Below are 22,567 nucleotides of genomic sequence, written 5' to 3' on the forward strand. Positions count from 1 at the left end.
GTTACCTGTTGACGGGCCGCCACTGGCCGCCCGTCACACCCTTCGTCGTCTTTGCTTCTTTCGAGCCTGCGTTAACCATGAGCACGCCCATCGGCCAACTTGCTTACGTGCTGCACAGTCGGGCGTACCGTGAGAACAGCGCGTTGGTGGATTTCCTCACGCCACAAGGGCGGCTGCGGGCAGTGTTACGCAGCGCGCGTGGCAAGGCTGGCACTCTGGCGCGGCCCTTCGTGCCCTTGGAAATCGAATTTCGTGGTCGCGGCGAGCTCAAGAACGTCGGGCGCATGGAAAGCTCGGGCGTTGCCAGCTGGTTGGTGGGTGAAGCGCTGTTCAGCGGTCTTTACCTCAACGAGCTGATCATCCGGCTGTTGCCTGCCGAAGATCCACATCCTGCTGTTTTCGATCATTATGCGGCGACCTTGCTGGCCTTGGCCGAAGGCCGTCCCTTGGAGCCGTTGCTGCGTTCTTTCGAATGGCGTCTGCTTGACGATCTGGGCTACGGTTTTGCGCTGGACCTGGATGTCAGTGGCGAACCTCTGGCGTCGGATGGCATGTACCGCCTGCAAGTGGATGCCGGACTGGAGCGGGTCTACCTTCTGCAGCCGGGTTTATTTCAGGGGGCCGAACTGCTGGCCATGGCCGAAGCCGACTGGACGGCGCCTGGTGCGTTGTCTGCCGCGAAGCGGTTGATGCGTCAGGCATTGGCCGTTCACCTGGGCGGCCGCCCATTAGTCAGCCGCGAACTGTTTCGCAAGCCGTAAACAGGCTTTATGCTCATCGACCTGTTCCACCCATCTTTCAGGAGACACACGTGACTCACAGCACTCGCATCCTTCTTGGCGTCAATATCGATCACGTCGCCACGTTGCGTCAGGCCCGGGGCACGCGTTATCCGGACCCGGTCAAGGCGGCGCTGGATGCCGAAGAAGCGGGTGCCGATGGCATCACCGTGCATCTGCGCGAAGACCGTCGTCACATTCAGGAGCGCGATGTGCTGCTGCTCAAGGACGTGCTGCAGACCCGGATGAATTTCGAAATGGGCGTGACCGATGAAATGCTGGCCTTCGCCGAGCGCATTCGTCCGGCCCACGTTTGCCTGGTTCCGGAAACACGCCAGGAGTTGACCACCGAGGGCGGACTGGATGTCGCAGGCCAGGAAGCGCGGATTCAGGCGGCCGTTGAGCGCTTGAGCAAGATCGGTTGCGAAGTGTCGCTGTTTATCGATGCCGATGAACGTCAGATCGCGGCATCAAAGCGGGTCGGGGCACCTGCCATCGAGTTGCACACTGGCCGGTACGCCGACGCACAGACGCCAACGGAGGTCGCCGACGAGCTGCAACGCATCGCTGATGGCGTCGCGTTTGGCCTGGCTGAAGGTTTGATCGTCAACGCCGGGCACGGTCTGCATTACCACAACGTTGAAGCAGTCGCCGCGATCAAGGGCGTGAACGAGCTGAACATCGGCCACGCACTGGTCGCCCATGCGCTGTTTGTGGGCTTCAAGACGGCGGTGGCAGAGATGAAGGCGTTGATTCTGGCGGCGGCTTATAAGGGCTGATACCCCCGGAGCTTGTTGGAGCGAGGCTTGCCCGCGATGAGCCGGAGTGGTGTACCAGATACACCGCGTGATCGTTCTTCGCGGGCAAGCCTCGCTCCAACAGCCCGTCTAAGGCTTACGCCCCACAATCACCGCTCGCATGGGGGCAGGGAGGCCTTCCACGGTCTTGCTGTGATCTTCGGGATCAAGAAAATCGCTCAGTGACTGAAAGCGCATCCATTCCGTGCCGCGTTGCTCCTGGGTGGTGGTGACGCTGACGTCAACGCAACGCACATCGACGAAGCCGGCGCGCCGCAACCACAATTCCAGCGCTGGCACCGATGGTAGAAACCACACATTGCGCATCTGCGAATAGCGGTCTTCCGGGACCAGCACCTGATGCACATCCCCTTGCACCACCATGGTTTCCAGCACCAGTTCGCCGCCTTTGACCAGGCAGTCTTTCAACGCCAGCAAGTGATCGATGGGTGATTTGCGGTGGTACAGCACGCCCATGGAAAACACCGTGTCGAAACCTTCAAGTCGCGCAGGCAGGTCTTCCAGAGTGAACGGCAGGTGCCAGGCCGGAAGGTCTGGCAAGTAACGCTGCATGGCCTGGAACTGGCAGAAAAACAGCCAGTTGGGGTCGACACCAATGACGCTGTCGGCGCCTGCGCCCAGCATGCGCCACTGGTAATAACCGTTGCCGCAGCCCACATCCAGCACGCGCTTGCCTTTGAGGTCCAGATGCGGCGATACCCGTGACCATTTCCAGTCCGAGCGCCATTCGGTGTCCACATGCACGCCGAACACGTCGAACGGTCCTTTGCGCCACGGCGAAAGCCCCAACAGTGCCTTGCGCACCTGGGTACGGGTTTCACCGTCGCACTCGGCATCCAGGGTAAAGCTGTCGGTCAGATCGACTCGGGTTGGCGTCAGGTCGGGCAGGGCGTTGAGTGCGCCTTGCCAGCGTTCCAGATCGCCATGACCCTTGGCCATTTTGCTGTCGAGTTGTGCCTGCAGGCCGTTGGCCCATTCAGCCAGGGGGGTGCCCGCCAGACGGCGGACCAGAGGAGCGAGATCAATCATGGCAGGGCGATCAACGAGGCAAAGTTAAGGCATTGAAACCAGAGCACCACTTTCGAGAATCCCGCATCCAGCAGGCGTTGGCGATGTTCGTCGAGGCTGTCGGGCTTCATCACGTTTTCGATGGCACTACGCTTCTGGGCAATTTCCAGTTCGCTGTAGCCATTGGCGCGCTTGAAGGCGACGTGCAGATCGGTGAGCAGGTCATGTTCCTGTAAGTCGTTGAAGCGCAGCTTCTCCGACAGAATCAGAGCACCGCCCGGCACCAGCGCCTGATGAATGCGGCTTAACAGCGCCAGACGTTGCTCGGGGGCGATGAACTGCAGGGTGAAATTGAGCGCCACCACCGACGCCGGCTGGAACTCAAGCGCCAGAATGTCACCCTCGATGACCTGCACTGGCAGCAACTCCTGAAACATCGAGTCCTGCCCATTGAGGTATTCACGGCAGCGTTCGACCATGGCCGCCGAGTTATCCACCGCGATGACGCTGCAGCCCTCGGTTCTCACGTGACGACGCAGGGCCTGGGTGACGGCACCCAGGGAGCTGCCCAGGTCGTACAGTACGCTGTCGGGTTGCGCGAACTGCGCCGCGAGCACGCCGAGGTTCTCGACAATTGTCGGATAGCCAGGCACCGAGCGCTTGATCATGTCCGGGAAGACCCGCACCACGTCCTCATTGAAGGCGAAGTCTGGCACCTGGGCAAGGGGCTGGGCAAACAGGCGGTCGGGTTCTTTGCTCACGGCGGTTCCGGCGAAGGGGTGAAAAGTGCGGCATTTTAGCCAATTCCAGACCTGCGCCGAAACCTCATCTGACCGAAGATGAGGAAAAGTCAGTCATTGACGCTGATAACACAGTCGAATGTCCGCTCCGGGGCGACTTCCGGCGCCCAAGGCTGTTGATAAACCATCATCAAGTGGCCGGTACCCGTAGCCGCCGCCTTGTAGCGCCACACGGACTGTCCTGCGCTGCCGACCATATTATTGTCTTCGGGGTTGGTGTACACCTCGGGCCCCATGCTGCGCAGGATGCCTTGGGCGGGGTTCTGGATATGCCAGCGGTAACCCGTGGTGGGCGTGCTGGGTAAGGTCAGCATCAACATTTGCCCGGTTTTCAGGGTCAGCGGGCATTCGCTCTGTTCTTCAAGGGTCACGATATTTGTGGGCTGCTGCGCACAGGCAGCCAGCAGGGAGAGGGTCAGCGGGACAAGTAGACGGGTCGGGGTCATAGAGGCTCCAGTCTCGTTGGACGAGACCGGAGCATAGCCGATGAGTCATTGATGAGGCGAGTTTGGGGGCGGGGTCCAACTTTCGGGGTGCAGTTCATTTTCGTGGGACCGGCTTTAGCCGGGAAGGCTGCACCCTTGGCGCAACAGAGGCAGCGAACATACCGGCCTGTTCCCGGCTAAAGCCGGTCCCACGGAGTTGAGAGATCCGCAGGGCCCTATCCCTCGCTGAAGACGCCTTCGTGGGCAAGCCTCGCCAACGGGGTGTTGGTATCTGTCAGAACAATATCTTCGCCACATCCGCAAAACGCTTGGCGAAGTGAACGGTGATGCCTTCCTTCAGGTAATCCGGCAGTTCTTCGAAGTTGCCACGGTTGGGTTCCGGCAGGATCAGTTCGTTGATTTTCTGCCGGCGTGCCGCGATGACTTTTTCCCTTACGCCGCCAATCGGCAGAACATGCCCGGTCAGCGTCAGCTCGCCGGTCATGGCAACGCCTTTCTTCGGTGCCTGATTGCGCGCCAGTGACAACAAGGCGCTGGCCATTGTCACGCCAGCGCTTGGACCGTCCTTGGGCGTCGCGCCTTCGGGCACGTGCAAGTGGACGAAGGCTTCATCGAAGAAACGCGGGTCGCCGCCAAACTGCTCAAGGTTCGAGCTGACATAGCTGTAGGCAATTTCAGCGGATTCCTTCATCACGTCGCCTAACTGGCCGGTGAGCTTGAAACCACGGTTAAGGGTATGAATGCGCGTCGCCTCGATCGGCAGGGTTGCGCCGCCCATGCTGGTCCAGGCCAGACCGGTGATCACGCCAGTGCCGGACAAGACTTGTTCGTTACGAAACACCGGCATGCCCAGTGAAGCTTCGAGGTCTTTGGGACCGATCTTGATGACAGACTTGGGTTCGTCCAGCAGTTTGACCACGGCTTTACGCACCACTTTACTCAGCTGTTTCTCCAGCTGACGCACGCCAGCTTCCCGGGCATAGCCTTCGATCACGGCCCGTAATGCAGTGTCGCTGATCGCCAGGCTGCCTTTGGACACGCCTGCCTTGGCCAGTTGCTTGGGCCACAAGTGGCGCTTGGCAATGGCGAGTTTTTCTTCGGTGATGTAACCCGAGAGGCGAATCACTTCCATTCGGTCCAGCAACGGGCCGGGGATCGAGTCCAGGGTGTTGGCGGTGCAGATGAACAGTACCTTGGACAGATCCAGACGCAGGTCCAGGTAGTGGTCGAGGAATTCGACGTTCTGTTCCGGGTCCAGGGTTTCCAGCAGCGCGGACGCAGGGTCGCCCTGATAGCTCTGGCCCATCTTGTCGATTTCATCAAGCATGATGACCGGGTTCATGACCTCCATGTCCTTGAGCGCTTGGACCAGCTTGCCGGGTTGCGCGCCGATGTAGGTGCGGCGATGGCCTTTGATCTCGGCTTCATCGCGCATGCCGCCAACGCTGAAACGGTAGAAGGGACGTCCCAGGGATTCTGCAATGGACCGGCCTACGCTGGTCTTGCCCACGCCCGGCGGGCCCACCAACAGCACGATGGAACCACTGATTTCGCCTTTATAGGCGCCGACTGCGAGAAATTCGAGGATCCGTGACTTAATGTCATCCAGACCGGCGTGATGCTGGTCGAGCACTTTGCGGGCGTGCTTGAGGTCCAGTTTGTCCTTGCCGAAGACGCCCCAAGGCACCGAGCTGGCCCAGTCCAGGTAGTTGCGGGTAACCGCGTATTCCGGGGAGCCGGTTTCCAGCACTTTGAGCTTGTTGATCTCTTCGTCAATGCGCTTGCGTGCCTGGGCGGGCAGTGTTTTGCCTTCCAGCCGGGCTTCAAACTGTTCGATGTCGGCACTGCGGTCGTCTTTGCTCAGGCCCAGCTCTTGCTGGATAACCTTGAGCTGCTCCTTGAGAAAGAACTCACGCTGATGTTCACCGATCTTGCGGTTCACCTCGGCAGAGATTTCTTTTTGCAGTCGAGCGACTTCGACTTCCTTGCGCAGCATCGGCAGGACTTTTTCCATGCGCTTGAGCATGGGCACGCAATCGAGAACCTGCTGCAACTCGACACCGTTGGCGGATGTCAGTGCGGCGGCGAAGTCGGTCAACGGCGACGGATCATTGGGGCTGAAGCGATTGAGGTAGTTCTTCAGTTCTTCGCTGTACAGCGGGTTGAGCGGCAACAGTTCCTTGATCGCATTGATCAGGGCCATGCCGTAAGCCTTGACCTCGTCGGTCGGCTCGCTGGGCTGATGGGGGTATTCGACTTCCACCAGATACGGCGGGCGATGGTGCTTGAGCCAGGTCTTGATGCGCACACGGCTCAGGCCCTGGGCCACGAACTGCAGCTTGCCGTTCTCACGACTGGCGTGGTGAACCTTGACCAGCGTGCCGTATTCGGGCAACGCATCGGTATTGAAGTGGCGAGGGTCTTCCGGCGGCGTGTCCATGAAAAACAGCGCCAGGGAGTGGTGTTCGGACTTGCTTACCAGCTCCAGCGTCTCGGCCCAAGGGTCTTCATTGACGATGACCGGCAACACCTGGGCAGGGAAGAAGGGGCGGTTGTGAATCGGGATGACATAGACCTTGTCCGGCAGGTTCTGCCCTGGCAAGGCGAGCGATGTGCTGTGGGAGCTCGGGGTAACGTCGTGCTCGGCCTCTACATCGTCAGGCATATCGTGTGAGTCTGCTTGCTGGTCGCTCATGGGGCACCTGCACAATTGAACATGGCTCTTAGATGGGGCGATCAACCTCAGGTTTCAATGGCTGCGGTCAATAGCATTTGTGACAGGGCAGGAAACGAGGTGTTGATGCCCGAAAACCAGCCACAAAAAAGGCGGCCATCTTTCGATAGCCGCCTTGTTCACTGCGTCAACACATCATCAATCCGGCAGTTTGAACGCCATGACGTAGTCGCCTTGCTTGGTGCCCAGCGAGCCATGACCGCCAGCCATGACCAGCACGTATTGCTTGCCGTCCTTGCCGGTGTAAGTCATCGGCGTGGTCTGCGCACCGGCTGGCAGGCGACCTTCCCACAACTGTTTGCCATTACGAACGTCGTAGGCTCGCAGGTATTGGTCAAGGGTGCCGCTCAGGAACGCGACGCCGCCAGCCGTGGTGAACGTGCCACCCAGGCTTGGAACGCCCATGGACAATGGAATCGGCACCGGCGAGCTATCACGCACCGTGCCGTTCTTGTGCATCCAGATGGTTTTTTGATTGGTCAGGTCCACGGCGGCGACATAACCCCAGGCCGGAGCCTGGCAAGGCAGACCCATGGGCGAGAGCAGGGCTTCAAGAATCACACCGTAAGGCGCGCCTTTGTTCGGCTGCACGCCTTCTGTTTCGCTTTTGCGACCCGGACCGCCTTCAACTTCAGCGGCTGGAACCAGCTTGGAGCGGAAAGCCATGTAGCTCGGGTTCACGAAAGCGATCTGACGCACGGGATCGACCGAAATGCCACCCCAGTCGAAGACACCGAAGTTGCCTGGATAAACGATCGAACCTTGCAGCGATGGCGGGGTGAACGGGCCGTCGTAACGCAGCGATTTGAAGTCAATCCGGCACAGCATTTGATCAAACGGCGTGACGCCCCACATGTCGCGCTCTTTCAGCGGCGGCGGCATGAAATTCAGGTCGGATTTAGGTTGGGTTGGCGAAGTATGATCGCCGGCAACCGCGCCCTGAGGAACCGGGACTTCGTTGATTGGAACAATTGGCTGGCCATTGCTGCGGTCCAGCACATAGATGCTGCCTTGCTTGGTGGATACCAGCACCGCAGGCTTGATGCCATCGGCGGTTTTCATATCCATGAGCGTTGGCTGACCACCCACGTCCATGTCCCAAAGGTCATGGTGAGTGAGTTGCATGTGCCAGCGGACTTTGCCGGACGCGATATCCAGCGCCACGATACCTGCGCTGTATTTCTCGGATTCCGGTGTGCGGTTGCCGCCCCACTGGTCCGGAGTCTGGTTGCCCATGGGCAGGTAAAGCATGCCCAGTTTTTCATCCACGGCGAACATCGACCACATGTTGGGCGAGTTGCGAGTGTAGGTATGGCCAGGGGCAATCGGCGTGGTGTCATCCGGATTGCCGCTGTCCCAGTTCCACACCAGACGGCCGGTGTGGACGTCAAACGCCCGGATCACGCCGGAAGGCTCGTCCATGGAAACGTTGTCGGTCACGTGACCGCCGATCACGACCAGATCCTTGGTCACGGCGGGCGGCGAAGTGGAGTAGTAGCCGCCTGGCGCAAAGGTGCCGATGTTGGCGCTCAGATCGATGGAACCGTTGTTACCGAAGTCTTCGCATGGCTTGCCGGTGTCGGCATTCAGCGCGATCAGGCGAGTGTCGGCAGTTGGCAGGAGGATGCGGCGCGGGCAGACGTTAGTGCCAGCGGCTGCAACGGCGGGCGTTGCCGGGCTTTGCGCCGGGGTAGCAGCTGAGGTCGCTGGCGCGGCTGCATAGGCGGCGTCATCGTGATACGAGACACCACGGCAGGTCATGTGCGCCCAACCTTTGAAGTTGGCGGCATTCTGGGTGCTGATCTTGGGATCGTAGCGCCAGATTTCCTTGCCGGTCTCCGGTTCCAGAGCAATCACCTGGCTGTGCGGCGTACACACGTAGAGCATGCCGTTGACTTTGAGCGGCGTATTCTCGGCGGTGGTCTCACCCGGATCGTTAGGCCCTGGGATATCGCCTGTGCGATAGGTCCAGGCGGGAACCAGCTTGTTGACGTTGTCCGGGGTGATCTGCGCCAGCGGCGAATAGCGGTCGCCGAAAGCGGTGCGCCCGTAGGACTGCCAGTCGCCATCAGGCATGGCTGGGGCGGCGCTGGTGGTGCCGGCGGTTTCACGATCCAGCTGGCCCTTGATTTCACCCGGGTTGGTGAATTGGCTGGCCAGCGCGGTAACACCGGCCAGAACCACGGCCACGCTCAACGCGCCAGTGGCCAGGCCACCGGGTTGACCGCGCAGCACCGGGCGGCGGAACCAAGGCAGCAGGAGCACGATGCCGAGGGCAAACCAAAGCGCCAGACGCGGCACCAATTGCCACCAATCCAGACCCACTTCCCACAAAGCCCAGACGGTGCTGGCGAACAGGATCACCGCGTAAAGGCCCAAGGCTGCACGACGTCCAGTGATGAGCAGCAGGCCCGTCACTGCGAAACCGATACCGGCCAGCAGGTAATACAACGAACCGCCCAGTTGCAGGAGTTTTACGCCCCCTGCCAACATGACCAGGCCCATCAACAAAATCACCAGACCGAGCAGCGTCGGTAACAGGCGATATCTGCTCAAGGCACCATCAGTGCTCATAGTATGAATCTCCGTGAATAATAAGTAGTTGACGCTAGTTGTTCATGACACCGACTCACGAGGAGTCTTGCAGCGATACTTTTGACGCTAGTTGTTGAAACGTATTACCGACAGCCAAAACTAACCGTTGGTCAGAACGACGACTGGATCTTCAATCCGGCGACCAGCGCATCGTCGACGTTATTCACGCCGCCCGGGTGCCGGATGTACTGCAGATTGGGGCGAACGGTCAGCCAGTTGGCCAAGTGAACGCCGTAGTACAGCTCGGCGTTGTACTCAGTGTCCTGCAATGGCATGAACGCCGGGTCGCTGTAGTCGTAGACCGCCGCTGCCCGATTTTGTGCGTCTGCATTTTTGCGGTAGGCCGGATTGACATGGATACGGGCGATGGCCAGACCGATATCGTCTTGCGGTCGGGCGTCGAATGGCCCCTTGTAAAAGCCGCCTACCGACACATAGTTGTCGACCTTGTTGGTTTTCTTGTCGTGCACCGTGCCGTTGACGAACAGGCTCAGCCCGCGACTTGGATTGCCATCGGCGCTTGTCACTTGTTGGCGCAGGTTCAACCACATGCCGTGTTTGCTCGATGCGCCGCGATACGCACTGCCGGTAGCAGCGGCGGACTGGCCATTACTGTTCTTGTACACATCCTGGCTGTCGGCGGTGCTGTAGTAATAACCCGCACGGTATTCACCCGGCAGCCCGTCAACTGTCGGCGACCACACCAACTCCACCGGTATCAACGCGCCTTGAGTGCCGCTGCCGCTGAGTTTGAAGGCATTGTCGTTTTCCAGGTTCGACGGGTTCTGTTCGAAAACACCTATCTGCGCGAACAGTTCTGGATTGATCTGATATTTCACGCGCATGGCCCACTGGCTGATCGGCCAGTTGTACCAGATGCCGCCGTCCCAATCGCCGACCTGAGAACCACAGAGCGCCAGGTTCTGGAAGTCGCAGGGGAAGGTGTTGAAATCTTCACCCTCATTGAAGCGGCCAAGCTTGACGCTCAAGGCTTGATCGAAGAATTTTTGCTGGTACCACATCTGCGTCAGACGGGTCACGCTGCCCCGGCCCCAGACTTCCTGAGACGAAGAGATCGTGCCGACGCGCGGGTCGCCGATGCGATCGTTGCTGATGTTGTCGCCGTTACGATTGTTCAGCGTCAGTTGAAACTCGGCATCGTGCCAACCGAGGATTTTTTGCAGATCAAGGTGGGCGCCCAGTGTCCATTGATCGCTATAACGCACGGTTTTGTCGTGGTTATAGCCACCGTGCAGGTTGGAGCCTGTTTCGGACGTGTAGTCCAGCTTGAAGTCATACCCTTGTTGCGAAAGTTCGCTGCGCTTGCCGTTCCAGTCGCCCAGCATCCACGGCGAATCGGCGTCAAATGCTGGCGTCGCTTGAGCGCAGGCCACAAAACCCAACGCCATCAAGGCGCAACATCCATTGAAAGTGCGCAGGTGCGGCCTGACAGGCACGGTCAGAGCAACAGATCGTCTCGGGTCATCGGACATGAGGGGCATTCTTTGGTTATTAGTGAGGGCGTGAGCGGCATCTCGCGCCAGAGAAACAGAAGACGTGATGATTGAAGAAATCGGATTAATCGATTCAGCCGCTGAGTAGTGTAATGATAGGGAGCTAACGAGTCGACAAACAGCGGGAAATTTGACATGGATCATTGCAAGCGCTGTAACAGTGGGTGTTGAGCCCGAAGGTTTGTTCCACAGGCAGGACGGTTTTAGGAGGAGTCCTACACTTTAAATGGCTGTTGTCTGGCTCCCAGGTTGTAGCCTTCGCACGCTAAGCTCTTCCCGCTTTCAGAAGGCTCGGCTAAGGTGCGCAACGCTTGAAAACGCCTCAGGTCATTTATCTCGAAGGTTTCCATGACAACACAGCACTCCAACCCTCTGCACGGCGTGACGCTGGAACAGATCCTCAACGCTCTGGTTGAGCATTACGAATGGTCTGGCCTTGCTGAACGCATTGACATTCGCTGCTTCAAGAGCGACCCGAGCATCAAGTCCAGCCTGACCTTTCTTCGCAAGACACCGTGGGCCCGCGAAAAGGTCGAAGCGCTGTACGTGAAGTTGCACCGCAGCAAGGGCTGGTAACTCGCCCGGGTTGGACCCCGGGCCTCAAGGATTAAAACGATGTACGCCGAACACACGCAACACGCGCAAGGACAGCGCTGCTTCACGATCATCGCCGCCTGCCTGGGCTGGTCGGGACTGGTTATTCAGCTGTACCTGATTTTCGTGGCCCGATGGGCCGATGACGCCAGTCTGCTTGGCGGATTGGTGCGGTTTTTCAGTTTCTTCACGGTGTTGACCAACACATTGGTGGCGGTTGCCTTGACCTGTGCGCTAGGCCTCAGGTCCTCGGCAGTGCACCGTTTTTTTCGACATCCCGTGGTGTGCGGCGGCATCGCTACCAGCATTGTTCTGGTGGGCCTGGCTTACAACGTCCTGCTGCGACATTTGTGGCAGCCGCAGGGCTGGCAATGGGTCGCAGACGAACTGCTCCACGACGTCATGCCGGTTTTGTTTCTGGTTTATTGGTGGCTTTACGTGCCCAAGGGCGTTTTGCAATTGAGGCATGTGCTGCTGTGGATGCTTTATCCGGTCGTCTACTTTGCCTACGTGCTGCTGCGCGGTAATTCCCTCGGCGATTACATGTATCCGTTTATCAATGCGGGCACCATCGGTTTTACCAAGGCATTTATCAATGCGAGTGGCGTGTTGACGGGGTTCGTGGTGATTGGGTTGTTGTTGGTGGGGCTGGATCGGCTCAAGGGGCGCCGGGCATAGACCCGTCTTGCGATTTGTTGGAGCGCCGCCCGCTCGCTCCAACGGGAACTCAACCCTCATCCTGCTCATCAAGACGCCAGTAACCCGAGCACTTGAGGTGCGCTTCATCCAGCCCGAATTCCCCGAGCAGCACCCGTCGAATCCGGCGTGACAGCGCAGCTTCGGTGGCGACCCAGGCGTACAGCTTTCCTTCGGGCATTTCCAGGCGACGGGTGACGTCCACCAGGTCTTGCTCCCCGCGCACGATCCAGATCACATCCACCTGGGCCTGACTCTGAAACACCTGTTGTTCCCCGCTATCGGCAACCTCGACCACCACCAGTGCGCAGCGATGGGCGGGCAGGCTTTCGAGGCGTCGACCAATGGCGGGTAGGGCGGTTTCATCGCCGATCAACAGGTAGCTGTCGAACATGTCCGGCACGATCATCGATCCACGTGGACCGCCCATGTGCAGGAACTGCCCGGGCTCGGCCTGGGCTGCCCAGGTTGCGGCGGGGCCTTCGCCATGCAGAACGAAATCGATATCCAGTTCACCGCTTTCTGGGTCATAGCGACGTGGCGTGTAGTCGCGCATGGCCGGGCGCGGGCCGTCATCCGGCGCCCCAGGCTTCATGGAGGCTATCGCCTGTTCTTCTTCCGGGGTGTTGGGAAACATCAGTTTCACGTGATCATCGGTGCCCAGGCTGATAAAACCCGCCAGCTCCGGTCCGTGCAGCGTGATCCGGCGCATCTTCGGGGTCACGTCGGTCACGCGCAGCACCTGCAACTTGCGGCGTTTGAGTTCATGGTTGACACGGTGAATGGACAGTTGCGAGTTCATACGGACTTCTCCGACACGGAATGGGGGCCGTCGACGATGGCTTTGGCGGTGTTGTTGAGCAGGTCGCGAACCCGCAGGATTTCCTCGGGGCTCCAGCGGCCGTCGTGCATGTGCATGGCGTGACGCAGGTTGTTGACCGCTTCGTGGATTTCCGGCGGCCGTTCGTGGCCGCGCAACGAACGCTTGCTGACGTCGATGCGCATCCGCACGCCGTCCAGCGCAACGGCTTGCTCGATCAGCGAAGCGCGCCCGGCTTCTGTGATGGCGTAGTGTTTTTTACCCCCTTGTGCGCTGCCCTCGATCAACTCGCTTTCTTCAAGGAAGGTCAGGGTGGGGTAAATCACACCGGGGCTCGGGCTGTAGGCGCCGTCGAACATGCTCTCGATCTGGCGGATCAGGTCGTAGCCGTGGCAAGGCTGCTCGGCTATCAACGCCAGCAACAGTAACTTCAAATCCCCCGGTGCAAACACACGGGGGCCACGACCGCCGCGCTCGCCACGGGGGCGTTTTTCAAAACCGTCCCGTCCTTCGCCCTGTTCGCGGTGGGAAGGTCGGTGCTCATTGTGGTGATGGTCATCACGCATTTTTTCTCTCCTGCTTTAATTAAGATATACCTTAAGATATATCTTAAAAACAAAGCAAAAGATCACGACGAACGGTTGTCATTACCCTACAAGGCTTGTGTGTTGCTTACGGTGCAACGCGTATGCGCTCCCGGCTCGAGATAAGGATTGAGGATCGGCGCCATACCTTTAAGCACCTGCACCGGCAGCGCCGAGGTAAAGCGAAAGCCTTCGGCGGCCTTGCCGGGTACGAAGGCCGTGAGGGTGCCGAAATGGTTGTCGCCCAGATAAAACACGAAAGTCGCCGTCCGGTTTATGGCCCGGGAGCTGAGTACGCGACCACCCGCGCCGATGCTTTCAATGCGGTTGTCACCGGTACCGGTTTTGCCACCCATGGCCAACGGGCTGCCATCCAGCAGTTTGAAACTGCCTTGCACGCGTTTGGCCGTGCCGCCGTCTACCACTTGAGACAAAGCCTCGCGCATCGCGGCGGCCACTTCGGAAGGCATCACGCGCTTGCCCAGTTCGGGATTGTTGGCCAGCCGAGTCTCATAGGGTGTATCGGTCGCAAAATGCAGGCTGTCGATGCGCAAGACCGGCAAGCGAACGCCATCGTTCTGGATGATGCCAATCAACTCGGCCAGCGCTGCGGGGCGGTCGCCCGAACTGCCAATGGCTGTTGCCAACGAGGGCACCAAGTGATCAAACGGGTACCCCACGCGCTGCCAACGCTGATGAATATCCAGAAACGCTTCAACCTCCAGCATGGTTCGAATGCGACTGTCGCGAGCGCTTTTATGCTGGCTTTTGAATAGCCAACCGTAAACCTCCTGACGCTCGAACTGGCTGGCGGCGACGGCATCCTTGAATTGAGCCTGAGGGTGTTGCAACAGGTAACCCACCAACCATAAGTCCAGCGGGTGAACCCGGGCGATGTAGCCCTGATCCGGCAGGTCGTAAGCCCCCGGGCCATAGCGTTGATACAGCTCGATCAGGCGCTTGTCGCTGAGTTTCGGGCCGACTTTTTCTTCGGCCATATGAGCCCGGACGAAGGCGTTGAACGCCGTTTGATCGGCATCAGGCAGTAAATAGCGATGGACCGCTGCCAGACGCACCGCCGACGGATGCACACCGTCCAGAAATGTATCGAGACGCTCTTGAGTGTTCTTGTCCTTGTAGCGTTTCCAGAACCGCAGCAGGAACACCGTTCCTTCCCGGTCAGCGAAGCGGGCGAGGTATTCCTGACGGCGTGGATTGTCATCATCCTTGAGCAGTTCGGCGCTGTTGCCGGGTGCCTGGTAAGTGCTGTAACGCACCAGATCGCGCATCAGACGAATGAACGGCAAGTTGATTGACTCGCGTAGCGCCTCGCGCAGGGTGGGATTGCGCGTGTTGTCTTCCTTGCGAAAGTTGTTGAAGTGATGCAAGCCGCCGCCGGTGAAAAAGCGTTCTCCAGGGTTTGCCGAGTAACGCCGGTCCAGGGCCGCAGACAGCATCGTCGGCAAGCTGCGATCCTTGCTCTGTGCCAGGTAGTCCACCGCCCAGCGTGTCAGGCGATCCTGCTGCTCCACGGGCGTCTTGATCAGTTGCGCCGACGTCTGCCCCGCATAGCGTTCATGCAGCTCGGCGATCATTTCCAGGTAGGTGGTCAGCACCCGCATCTTCGCCGTGGAGCCCAGCTCCAGCTTGCTGCCTTCGTTGATATCAAACGGCTGGTCGGTGCTGTCGGTTTGCACCCTGACGCGGGTGCCGTCAGACCCGCGCTCAAGCAGGGTGAAGCTGTAACGCACCTGCGCGGTACTGGCAGGCGTCAGCAACCGTTCGCCCAACAGCCCGACATTCGCCGCAAAAACCGGGTCTGCCAGATCCCGCAGGTACTGGCTGACGCTGACCTGTAACTCGCTTTGCAAGGTGCTGGTGGCGGACAGGTCCAGGCGGTCCAGGTCGTAGAGGGAGCGATTGAGCATTGCGGACAGGCGACTGCGTGCAACGCTAATGCCTTTGTTGGTCTCGATGGGCTGAATCGTTGGCTGTTGAACCCAGTTTCGATAGGTGACGGTGCTATTCAAGGCAGCATCCGCGAGCGCTTGATCAATCACCCGATTCTGCGCCAGCAGACGTAGATGGCTGTCCGTCAGGTCCGCCAGTTCCGTGCGACCCTTGGCCAGAAAGTGTGAAGGTCGCCGCTGCGCAATAATCAGCGACAGTACTTCGCGCAGGGCCAGGCCGCGTTCGGCCAGGCTCTGCGGGTCGCTCGCCGTGGAGGCCAGCCGTTGATTGGTGCGCTCGAAGTCTGCCCCATACCAAACGCGCAGTCCTTCGGCCAACCCATGCACTTCGCCATGGCCTGGCACGGCTGCCAATGGCACGCTGTTCAGATAGTCACGCACCACTCGCTGTCTGGCCGGCAGGGTTTGCTCACCGGGCTGATAAGCGCGCACGCTGGCGGAGACCATCTGGCGCAGCTTTTCCGAGCCCGATTGAGTCAGGCCGTCTGGCGAATGGCGGTATTTCTCCAACTGAGTCGCCAGCGTACTCCCGCCCGCCGACTGCCCCGGTAACCCTATCATTTTTGCCAACTGAGACACTGCCGCCTTGGCAAAACGCGGCCAGTCCACCGCCGGGTTGGCCATTGGCTGTTGCGGGTCCAGCAAGTCGCGGTTCTCGATGAATAACAGGCTGTGCACCACCAATGGCGGAATCGAAGAGAACGCCGGGTAGAACTGCTGCGGGTAGCGGAACTGATAAAGGTCGGTGCCCCGGCAATCGGTAATCGACAAGCCTGCCTGAGTCTTTTCCTTGTAAGGCACGAAAAAACCGCGCTGGCTGTAAGCGAGAAGCTCGGGGGAAAAACGGGTCTGCTCAGTAATCACATAATCGCGCTTGAGCAGTCGTGGCAGAAATTCATCCAGAGACGAATAACCCAGGCGCCTGTCAAACGGCCCGTCCCCCGGATACAACACCGCATCGCTGGGGCCGGGCTGCAGCGAATAGCTCAGGCTTGCAGCAAACCGACTGAACTCCCGGGCTTGCAGCCTCGAACTGCGAGATTCAATCGCAATGGCAATACCTGCGCCTAACACGCACATCAACAGCAACACCCAGAACACACGCCATGCATAACGCTTGTGGCAAGGGCTTTGCGGCATGGGGGGAGGATCCTGACTGTCTGTGTTCAGTGCAGTCTGCTTCGCATCGGAATGCCGTAATACGCCCATATTCATTGGCCCGGTTAAACCTGTTAATCGCACCTGACTCAAGCTTAGACGCTGAACGGGAGTGACGAGAAAATTTTGTGGGAACGGTCTGTTTATAAACGCCGGCGGTTGACGATGGTTTAGTTGGGTGATTAGGTCCGGTTTTGTCAGTCGCGAATACGCCTGACGTAAACAGTTTTAGAGGCTGTCAAATTATGATGGGGTTTTCTAACGAACAAGAATGAAAGTTTTGTTCTCTGCGCGCGTGTAGATACCTCCTCGCTCAAAGCTGTAAACAGACGTAAGTGCAACGCGTTCCTTCTCGCTAGAGAAGTGATTTTGGCCTGCCAGGCTCATGTCTGGCAGGCACCCGCAGGCGAGGTTTTGATGCCAATAGCGTTCGAGATTTTTTCTGTGTTTTATTTCACCGTTTTGATAAGGCATTCAGCGTGCTCTTTTCCATATCAAGGTTCCGTGCTTATGATTTTTCCGTAATCATTCGCTTGGTAAAGGTGCGTCAGGGGCAGATTGTAATGATGTTCAACGTGTTCGCATTCGTGGTCAATCATTGCCATGAGTGATAGGGTATTTTTATGGTGCGTGCAGAAATTGTTTTTGCACAGGGTATTATTTTTCATAACAGTGGCCGCAGGCCGCCAGGCTTCCCGGGTAGGCCGCTTTGCGTGATCACGCATAAGTGTCGATCAGTGTTTGTGGTTTCTTTTCTAACGATTGAGCTAGCGTTTCCATAAATTTACGTTGCAGGTCCATCCAGGAGACCTTGAGGTTGTCGCCGTAATAAACGGTTGATTGAAAGTTATGCCTGTTCAAGTTGTACTTTCCTTTAAAGGGCTCGAAGTGATCTACGAGTGCCATCAGCGTTTTGGAGTGAGCATGTGCTGTAGCACGTAACCCTTCGAAGCTATTTATTTCCTCTGTCAGCCAATGCATATCGGATTCGCTGAATCCAAGTGGGCGCGCAAGTATCTTGATTTTTGCGTTCTCATCCAGCGTGAACGAAAATCCCGTCGAAGCGATATCCGGACGAAGGTCTTTGACATGGTCAATAAATTGCTCGAATTTTCGTGTGAGCGCTTTAAGTTGCCCAATCGAGTCTAGATATGTCTTGATTGTATATAAGCATTTATTGTTGCTTTCACTTAGCGAAGGGTCATACTCCTCGTAGCTCATCCACGGCTTTTCTTCATACTCATAGTGTTCGATTTTATCAGCCTCCTCTAGGGTTTCCGGGGCTGCGCCTGCGGCGACCGTCTTTACATCGCCGGATTTGCCGGACGCTATGGCAGACCTCTCAATATCAATTTTTTTGCTTTGTACCACCGAGCAAATACTGCTGAAGCTCACTGCGGAATTAATGTTCACGATACCTTCCTCTCGAATTTCTTACCCTTTGTTTAACGGCCAGTTCCGATAAAACTTGGCCTGATAAAGTTGTGGGAAATTTCCGAGAAGGACCTTCAGTGTGATGCGGTTATCAATCATTAGCCATATGGGCAGGTTTTTTGGTTTACCCAGTCGTTTGTTGAGATCGAACCAAGCGGCACTGAGCACCCTCAGCGCGATGGCCGATGAGGGCGGTGCAAGTCGGGATGGGTGAAAGGCAATAGCTGGCGCGTTGGGTTAATCCCGTCGTGTTCGGTGTTTGATGAAGGTGTTATCAGAAAGCACGGTGCGAAATGTATGACAAAAAAGTTAAAGCGTAGGAAGCTTCTGATTTTTAAACAGGCGTGTTGACTCAGATTATACGCAGTGGTTACGTCGGATTTGTCGGTGGCCAAGCGACCTGACATAAACGAAGTAAAACTATTGGGGTTTCACATGCGTAAGAATAATAAATGGTTATTGAGTATTGTCGTGTCCGCTGTTTTTTCAGCGGGTACTCATGCTGCAGAGGCACAAACTGTTGTTGAGGGAAGCGTTGCACAAGTTACTTCTGCACCGACGGGAGAGGAACCCGTGTTCAGTGTGCTATCAGATAAAATTCATAACATCAACGCCCGGTTAAACAGCTCGGCCTCCGAGCACTATTACGGCTTCACCTCCCTGCGAGGGCAGGATGTATTGCTGGATTTGCAGGGTCAGCAACACATCAAGGTCGAGCGGCACGTAGCGGGAGCCTGGATGTTAATTGCGAAATCGGGCCGAAATACCCTCAAAGGCTTGAAGCCGGGCGAAGAAATCATCCTCAGAATTACGCACAATCAGACGAGGCCCTTTGACGGCGGAAAGTATAGTCTGGTGTTTGGCTCCTATCCCGTCTTGAAAGAATTTAAGTTTCACGATGAAGAGGCTATTTTACGCATCCCGTATGGCTATGCCGAACCGGAGTGGTTGCCTACGCAAGCCTATAAGCATGCCAGGATTGAGGTGCAGTTTACTGATACTTCTGGTGCGCCGTTGGAAGGGGCAAAGGCTGGATTCGGTCTGGATTTCGATGGCGGGTATAGAAAAAATATTAGGTTTTACTTTTTTTCGGATAGTGAGGGTAAAGCTTCGCAGCTGGTTGAGTTCGGACGGTGTGAGGGTGGCGCTCAAGCGAGGGATTTCGTTGAGTATAGTCGGGGCTATAATAATACGTGGAGAAGTTACTACCGTACTGGCAGTTATGTAGTGATGAATTATCTGGTTGGCGTGGTCGCTAATCCTGAAGGCTATAATTTGGCACATATCTGTCGTCAGAAATTAGTGGGCAGCAAGCCTTCTTGAATAGAGCAACATCCACGGCCCACCAGGTTTCTGGTGGGCACGCGTTTCGTGCTTATGCATGCATGTCGATCGATGGGGCGGGCCGTCTCTCTAAATGCTCATTGAGCATTGTATCGAATTTTTTACCCAAGCAGTCCCGCGAGATATTTAGGATGTCCCCGTAGTCAATCGTTGATTGAAAATTGTGCCTGTTTAGATGGTGTTTTTTAACAAGGCTGTCAGTATGGTCAGCCCGCGTCATCAGTGTTTTTAAGTGGGCGCGAACTGTTTTGCTTAATCCGTCGAATTTATTGATTTTCTCCGTTAACCAGGATTTGTCAGAGTTGCTCAATTTTTGCTGTGGGTCAAGTATCTTGATTTTTCCAGCTTCATCCATTGTAAATCCATAGGTTGTCGATGCGATAGCAGAATATTGATCGGTAATGGAGTCCGTGAATGCCTTGAATTTAATTTTTATAGTGTGAAGTTGCGCAATGTTTATTACCTCCTGCATGAATATAAAAAATTTTCTCCTGTCATAATCACACGACAAATTTTCCATATATCACGTGTCTGACTTCCACGGTTTTTCTTCGTACTTATAAAGTTCTATTTTCGCAGCCGTCTCCATGGTTTCTAGGGCCGCGTCAGTGTCGGAGGCCTTTACGTCCCCGGTTTTTCCAGCCGCGAGGGCTGACTTCTCAGCGTTATTTCTTGTATTTTGTAACTCTGAATGAACGCGGCTGATGCTCACGGCGGAATTAATGTTCACGTTAACTTCCTCTCGATTTTCTTACCTTATGCGTAACGGCCAACCCCGAAAAAACTTGGCCTGATAAAGCTGTGGGAAACTTCCGAGAGGGGAGATAAGCGAGACGCTGTTCTCAAACTGCAACGGTTCAAGTGAGGCGGGGTGTACCGCTTATGCGCCATTAGCCGTAATGAGGGGCGCGAAGGGTGTCATGGGGGTTTAGACAAGGCAGGGTAGTTTCAGCGTATCTCGATGGGCATCTTGAATGCCCATCGAGACGATAGCGGGGTATCAGGCTGCGGTATTGGGATCGAAACTGTCGGCGCGTGCCATCTCCCACATGTTTGAATAGAAGCTGCCGTCCACGTTGCCTGTAAGCAGTTGGCCGGGCTTGAGGAACACATGAGATTGCGAGAACAGTTTCACTTCCGTTGCGGACATACGGCGTACCAGGTGCCGCGCTCCCAGTTGTGAGGGATGATCCAGCCCGGCTGCGGCGATCATTTCGGCCAGGGCCTTGAGGGTGTTGCGGTGGAAGTTGAAGACTCGCTGGGCCTTGTCCGGCACGACCAGCGCGCGCTGGCGCAGGGTGTCCTGGGTGGCGACGCCGGTGGGGCATTTGTTGGTGTGGCAGCTTTGCGACTGGATGCAGCCGATGGCAAACATGAAGCCCCGGGCCGAGTTGGCCCAGTCTGCGCCGATAGCCAGCACGCTGGCGATGTCGAACGCGCTGACGATCTTGCCGCTGGCGCCCAGCTTGATCTTGTCGCGCAGGTTCAGGCCCACCAGCGTGTTATGCACGAACAACAAGCCTTCACGCATCGGCACGCCCATGTGGTCGGTGAACTCCACGGGGGCCGCGCCGGTGCCGCCTTCGGTGCCGTCCACCACGATAAAGTCGGGAAGGATGCCGGTTTCCAGCATGGCCTTGGCGATCCCCATGAACTCCCACGGATGGCCCAGGCATAACTTGAAACCCACCGGTTTACCGCCGGACAATTCCCGCAGCTGACCGATGAACGCCATCAGTTCACAGGGTGTTGAAAACGCACTGTGGCGAGACGGCGAGACGCAATCTTCGTCCATCTCGATGCCTCGGGTTTCGGCGATTTCCCGGGTCACTTTGTCCTTGGGCAGGATGCCGCCATGGCCCGGCTTGGCGCCCTGGCTCATCTTGATTTCAATCATGCGAACCTGCGGGTCCTGAGCCTGTCTGGCAAAACGTTCAGGATCAAAACGCCCGTCCGCGGTGCGGCAACCGAAGTAGCCGCTGCCCAGCTCCCAGGTCAGGTCGCCGCCGTTTTCCCGGTGGTACGGGCTGATGCTGCCTTCACCGGTGTCATGGGCGAAATTGCCCAGCTTGGCACCCTGGTTCAACGCGCGGATGGCATTGGCGCTGAGGGAGCCAAAACTCATTGCGGAGATGTTGAACAACGACGCCGAATAGGGCTGTGTGCACTGCGGGCCGCCGATTGTCACGCGAAAGGAGTTGGGGTCACCCAGCGGCGCGGGTCGCATGGAGTGGCTGATGAATTCGAACCCCGTCTGGTAAACATCAATCAAGGTGCCGAAAGGCCTGTCTGCCGACTCATTTTTCGCTCGGGAATACACCAGTGAACGTTGCGCACGGGAGAAGGGCAGGGCGTCGCTGTCGGATTCCAGCAGGTATTGGCGGATCTCGGGACGGATGGCTTCCACGGCGTAGCGGATGTTGCCGAGAATCGGGTAGTTGCGGCGCACCGAATGCGGTGATTGCATCAGGTCGATAATGCCGACCAGCGACAACACGCCGGTCACCAGCGTAAATGGCCACAGCCATTCGTGATGCCAAAACGGGAGGCTGAACAGGGTGAACAGCACGCAACCAACGAAGAAAGCGTAACGACTGAGGAGGGACAGGCTCATACGTATTCCTGGGCTAATACCGGTGATTTTTTGGCTTGCGCTCGATCTTTGTCGCTGCGCCTGCAACCGACCCAGAAGATACAGGCCTTTGAGGTGTTCCTGAAACAGCCGATCGGGCTGGTGTTCAGGCTTTAGAAAGCTATCTGGAGAGCTGTCGTGCGGCCAGGCCGGCGCATGCGCAATAACCGGCATGACGTGGAGTCGATGAGGTGTTGGTTTGAGCGTGCGCCGCTCAGCTCTCCATGACCCAAGGCTTAATCCGACGCATCAGCTGCGCCATTTCATACACGTCTTCGCGCCCTTCAAGACTGGTCCAGCGCAGGAGTTCGATCAGCTGCTGTTCCCGAGGGTTGAGCGCGACGAAGCCGAGTTCATCCGCCTTGCGCATGAAAGTGTCGCGGGGCGCGGCGGGCTGGCTGGCAGCGATCACTTCCTGCAAGGCACCTTGCAGCATCGACACATAGCCCACCAACATCGAAGGGTTGCACAGCACATCGGTTTTATTAACGTAGCTGTCGAGCAGGCGCAGCGAATCCCGGGCTTCGATCAGGCGGTTGTAAGCGTAGGGGGGGAGTTGAAAGTGATCGGGTTGAGACATGGCTTGTTTCCATCCGGCCAGTTCGCCAGGAGACCAATCCCGGGCCACTGATTTGGCAGCA

General features: G+C 57.4%; 19 protein-coding genes. 5 read left to right on the forward strand and 14 right to left on the reverse strand.

The features are described from left to right. The first annotated feature begins 77 nt into the window (after nt 1-77). Both recO and pdxJ read left to right on the forward strand, forming a co-directional pair. Complete coding sequence (recO, locus tag ACP7B0_RS07300; RefSeq protein WP_426140434.1) at nt 78-761, forward strand: DNA repair protein RecO; 684 nt, start codon at nt 78-80, stop codon at nt 759-761. A 50-nt stretch (nt 762-811) separates the two neighbouring features. After that, nucleotides 812-1,558: a pyridoxine 5'-phosphate synthase gene (pdxJ, locus tag ACP7B0_RS07305; protein WP_426140436.1), complete on the forward strand. Its 747-nt coding sequence runs from the start codon at nt 812-814 to the stop codon at nt 1,556-1,558. 108 nt (nt 1,559-1,666) lie between these two features. On the opposite strand, the gene cmoB is transcribed toward pdxJ, so the two are convergent. The 6 genes from cmoB to ACP7B0_RS07335 all read right to left on the reverse strand — a co-directional run bounded on the left by cmoB (nt 1,667) and on the right by ACP7B0_RS07335 (nt 10,589). Beyond that, nucleotides 1,667-2,626 (reverse strand): tRNA 5-methoxyuridine(34)/uridine 5-oxyacetic acid(34) synthase CmoB, encoded by a 960-nt coding sequence (gene cmoB, locus ACP7B0_RS07310; protein WP_426140437.1) that lies wholly within the window; start codon nt 2,624-2,626, stop codon nt 1,667-1,669. Further along, the gene (cmoA, locus tag ACP7B0_RS07315; RefSeq protein ID WP_426140439.1) at nt 2,623-3,366 is read right to left on the reverse strand and encodes a carboxy-S-adenosyl-L-methionine synthase CmoA; all 744 of its coding nucleotides are present in this window, start codon (nt 3,364-3,366) and stop codon (nt 2,623-2,625) included. The genes cmoB and cmoA overlap by 4 nt, the downstream gene beginning before the upstream one ends. An 89-nt stretch (nt 3,367-3,455) precedes the next feature. Next, a complete protein-coding gene (locus tag ACP7B0_RS07320) occupies nt 3,456-3,851 on the reverse strand; it encodes a protease inhibitor I42 family protein (protein WP_426140440.1) in 396 nt (131 codons plus the stop codon). A gap of 274 nt (nt 3,852-4,125) precedes the next feature. Continuing rightward, nucleotides 4,126-6,516, reverse strand: coding sequence for an endopeptidase La (lon, locus tag ACP7B0_RS07325; protein ID WP_426140855.1), 2,391 nt, complete (start codon nt 6,514-6,516; stop codon nt 4,126-4,128). A 207-nt stretch (nt 6,517-6,723) separates the two neighbouring features. Continuing rightward, entirely contained in the window at nt 6,724-9,159 is a 2,436-nt protein-coding gene (locus tag ACP7B0_RS07330) for a glucose/quinate/shikimate family membrane-bound PQQ-dependent dehydrogenase (RefSeq protein WP_426140443.1), read from the reverse strand. Nucleotides 9,160-9,290: 131 nt separating this feature from the next. Next, nucleotides 9,291-10,589 carry a carbohydrate porin gene (locus ACP7B0_RS07335; RefSeq protein ID WP_426140856.1) on the reverse strand — a complete coding sequence of 433 codons (1,299 nt, stop codon included), beginning with the start codon at nt 10,587-10,589 and terminating at the stop codon, nt 9,291-9,293. Between the two features lie 453 nt (nt 10,590-11,042). On the opposite strand from ACP7B0_RS07335, the gene ACP7B0_RS07340 reads away from it, so the two are divergent. Together ACP7B0_RS07340 and ACP7B0_RS07345 are read left to right on the forward strand one after the other, a co-directional pair. Next, nucleotides 11,043-11,270: a VF530 family DNA-binding protein gene (locus ACP7B0_RS07340; protein WP_020288901.1), complete on the forward strand. Its 228-nt coding sequence runs from the start codon at nt 11,043-11,045 to the stop codon at nt 11,268-11,270. Between the two features lie 39 nt (nt 11,271-11,309). After that, entirely contained in the window at nt 11,310-11,966 is a 657-nt protein-coding gene (locus ACP7B0_RS07345) for a Pr6Pr family membrane protein (protein ID WP_426140444.1), read from the forward strand. A 49-nt stretch (nt 11,967-12,015) separates the two neighbouring features. Here ACP7B0_RS07345 and ACP7B0_RS07350 read toward each other — a convergent pair whose 3' ends face one another. The 4 genes from ACP7B0_RS07350 to ACP7B0_RS07365 form a co-directional block, all read right to left on the reverse strand. Further along, nucleotides 12,016-12,786: a siderophore-interacting protein gene (locus tag ACP7B0_RS07350; RefSeq protein ID WP_426140446.1), complete on the reverse strand. Its 771-nt coding sequence runs from the start codon at nt 12,784-12,786 to the stop codon at nt 12,016-12,018. Further along, a complete protein-coding gene (locus tag ACP7B0_RS07355; RefSeq protein WP_426140448.1) occupies nt 12,783-13,370 on the reverse strand; it encodes a PadR family transcriptional regulator in 588 nt (195 codons plus the stop codon). The genes ACP7B0_RS07350 and ACP7B0_RS07355 overlap by 4 nt, the downstream gene beginning before the upstream one ends. Before the next feature lie 86 nt (nt 13,371-13,456). Then, entirely contained in the window at nt 13,457-16,567 is a 3,111-nt protein-coding gene (locus ACP7B0_RS07360) for a transglycosylase domain-containing protein (RefSeq protein ID WP_426140857.1), read from the reverse strand. A 666-nt stretch (nt 16,568-17,233) separates the two neighbouring features. Next, entirely contained in the window at nt 17,234-17,929 is a 696-nt protein-coding gene (locus ACP7B0_RS07365) for a hypothetical protein (protein ID WP_426140449.1), read from the reverse strand. Between the two features lie 456 nt (nt 17,930-18,385). Between ACP7B0_RS07365 and ACP7B0_RS07370 the strand changes: the two genes are divergently transcribed. Beyond that, nucleotides 18,386-19,273, forward strand: a complete 888-nt coding sequence (locus ACP7B0_RS07370; protein WP_426140451.1) for a hypothetical protein — start codon at nt 18,386-18,388, stop codon at nt 19,271-19,273. A 52-nt stretch (nt 19,274-19,325) separates the two neighbouring features. Here ACP7B0_RS07370 and ACP7B0_RS07375 read toward each other — a convergent pair whose 3' ends face one another. From ACP7B0_RS07375 to ACP7B0_RS07390, 4 genes are all read right to left on the reverse strand, one after another. After that, a complete protein-coding gene (locus tag ACP7B0_RS07375) occupies nt 19,326-19,649 on the reverse strand; it encodes a hypothetical protein (RefSeq protein ID WP_426140452.1) in 324 nt (107 codons plus the stop codon). 168 nt (nt 19,650-19,817) lie between these two features. After that, nucleotides 19,818-20,024: a hypothetical protein gene (locus ACP7B0_RS07380; RefSeq protein WP_426140453.1), complete on the reverse strand. Its 207-nt coding sequence runs from the start codon at nt 20,022-20,024 to the stop codon at nt 19,818-19,820. A gap of 270 nt (nt 20,025-20,294) precedes the next feature. Beyond that, entirely contained in the window at nt 20,295-21,908 is a 1,614-nt protein-coding gene (locus tag ACP7B0_RS07385) for an FMN-binding glutamate synthase family protein (RefSeq protein WP_426140454.1), read from the reverse strand. Between the two features lie 232 nt (nt 21,909-22,140). Continuing rightward, nucleotides 22,141-22,506 (reverse strand): hypothetical protein, encoded by a 366-nt coding sequence (locus ACP7B0_RS07390; protein ID WP_426140455.1) that lies wholly within the window; start codon nt 22,504-22,506, stop codon nt 22,141-22,143. Nucleotides 22,507-22,567: the final 61 nt, after the last annotated feature.

Source organism: Pseudomonas sp. DWP3-1-2, assembly GCF_049896285.1.
GTDB lineage: Bacteria > Pseudomonadota > Gammaproteobacteria > Pseudomonadales > Pseudomonadaceae > Aquipseudomonas.

Bases quoted from the DNA above. Each gene is read 5' to 3' on its own strand.
- recO (WP_426140434.1), top strand. From the start codon at position 78: ATGAGCACGCCCATCGGCCAACTTGCTTACGTGCTGCACAGTCGGGCG.
- cmoB (WP_426140437.1), bottom strand. From the start codon at position 2,626: ATGATTGATCTCGCTCCTCTGGTCCGCCGTCTGGCGGGCACCCCCCTG.
- ACP7B0_RS07320 (WP_426140440.1), bottom strand. From the start codon at position 3,851: ATGACCCCGACCCGTCTACTTGTCCCGCTGACCCTCTCCCTGCTGGCT.
- lon (WP_426140855.1), bottom strand. From the start codon at position 6,516: ATGCCTGACGATGTAGAGGCCGAGCACGACGTTACCCCGAGCTCCCAC.
- ACP7B0_RS07330 (WP_426140443.1), bottom strand. From the start codon at position 9,159: ATGAGCACTGATGGTGCCTTGAGCAGATATCGCCTGTTACCGACGCTG.
- ACP7B0_RS07335 (WP_426140856.1), bottom strand. From the start codon at position 10,589: ATGGCGTTGGGTTTTGTGGCCTGCGCTCAAGCGACGCCAGCATTTGAC.
- ACP7B0_RS07340 (WP_020288901.1), top strand. From the start codon at position 11,043: ATGACAACACAGCACTCCAACCCTCTGCACGGCGTGACGCTGGAACAG.
- ACP7B0_RS07345 (WP_426140444.1), top strand. From the start codon at position 11,310: ATGTACGCCGAACACACGCAACACGCGCAAGGACAGCGCTGCTTCACG.
- ACP7B0_RS07350 (WP_426140446.1), bottom strand. From the start codon at position 12,786: ATGAACTCGCAACTGTCCATTCACCGTGTCAACCATGAACTCAAACGC.
- ACP7B0_RS07355 (WP_426140448.1), bottom strand. From the start codon at position 13,370: ATGCGTGATGACCATCACCACAATGAGCACCGACCTTCCCACCGCGAA.
- ACP7B0_RS07360 (WP_426140857.1), bottom strand. From the start codon at position 16,567: ATGGGCGTATTACGGCATTCCGATGCGAAGCAGACTGCACTGAACACA.
- ACP7B0_RS07370 (WP_426140451.1), top strand. From the start codon at position 18,386: ATGCGTAAGAATAATAAATGGTTATTGAGTATTGTCGTGTCCGCTGTT.
- ACP7B0_RS07375 (WP_426140452.1), bottom strand. From the start codon at position 19,649: ATGGATGAAGCTGGAAAAATCAAGATACTTGACCCACAGCAAAAATTG.
- ACP7B0_RS07385 (WP_426140454.1), bottom strand. From the start codon at position 21,908: ATGAGCCTGTCCCTCCTCAGTCGTTACGCTTTCTTCGTTGGTTGCGTG.
- ACP7B0_RS07390 (WP_426140455.1), bottom strand. From the start codon at position 22,506: ATGTCTCAACCCGATCACTTTCAACTCCCCCCCTACGCTTACAACCGC.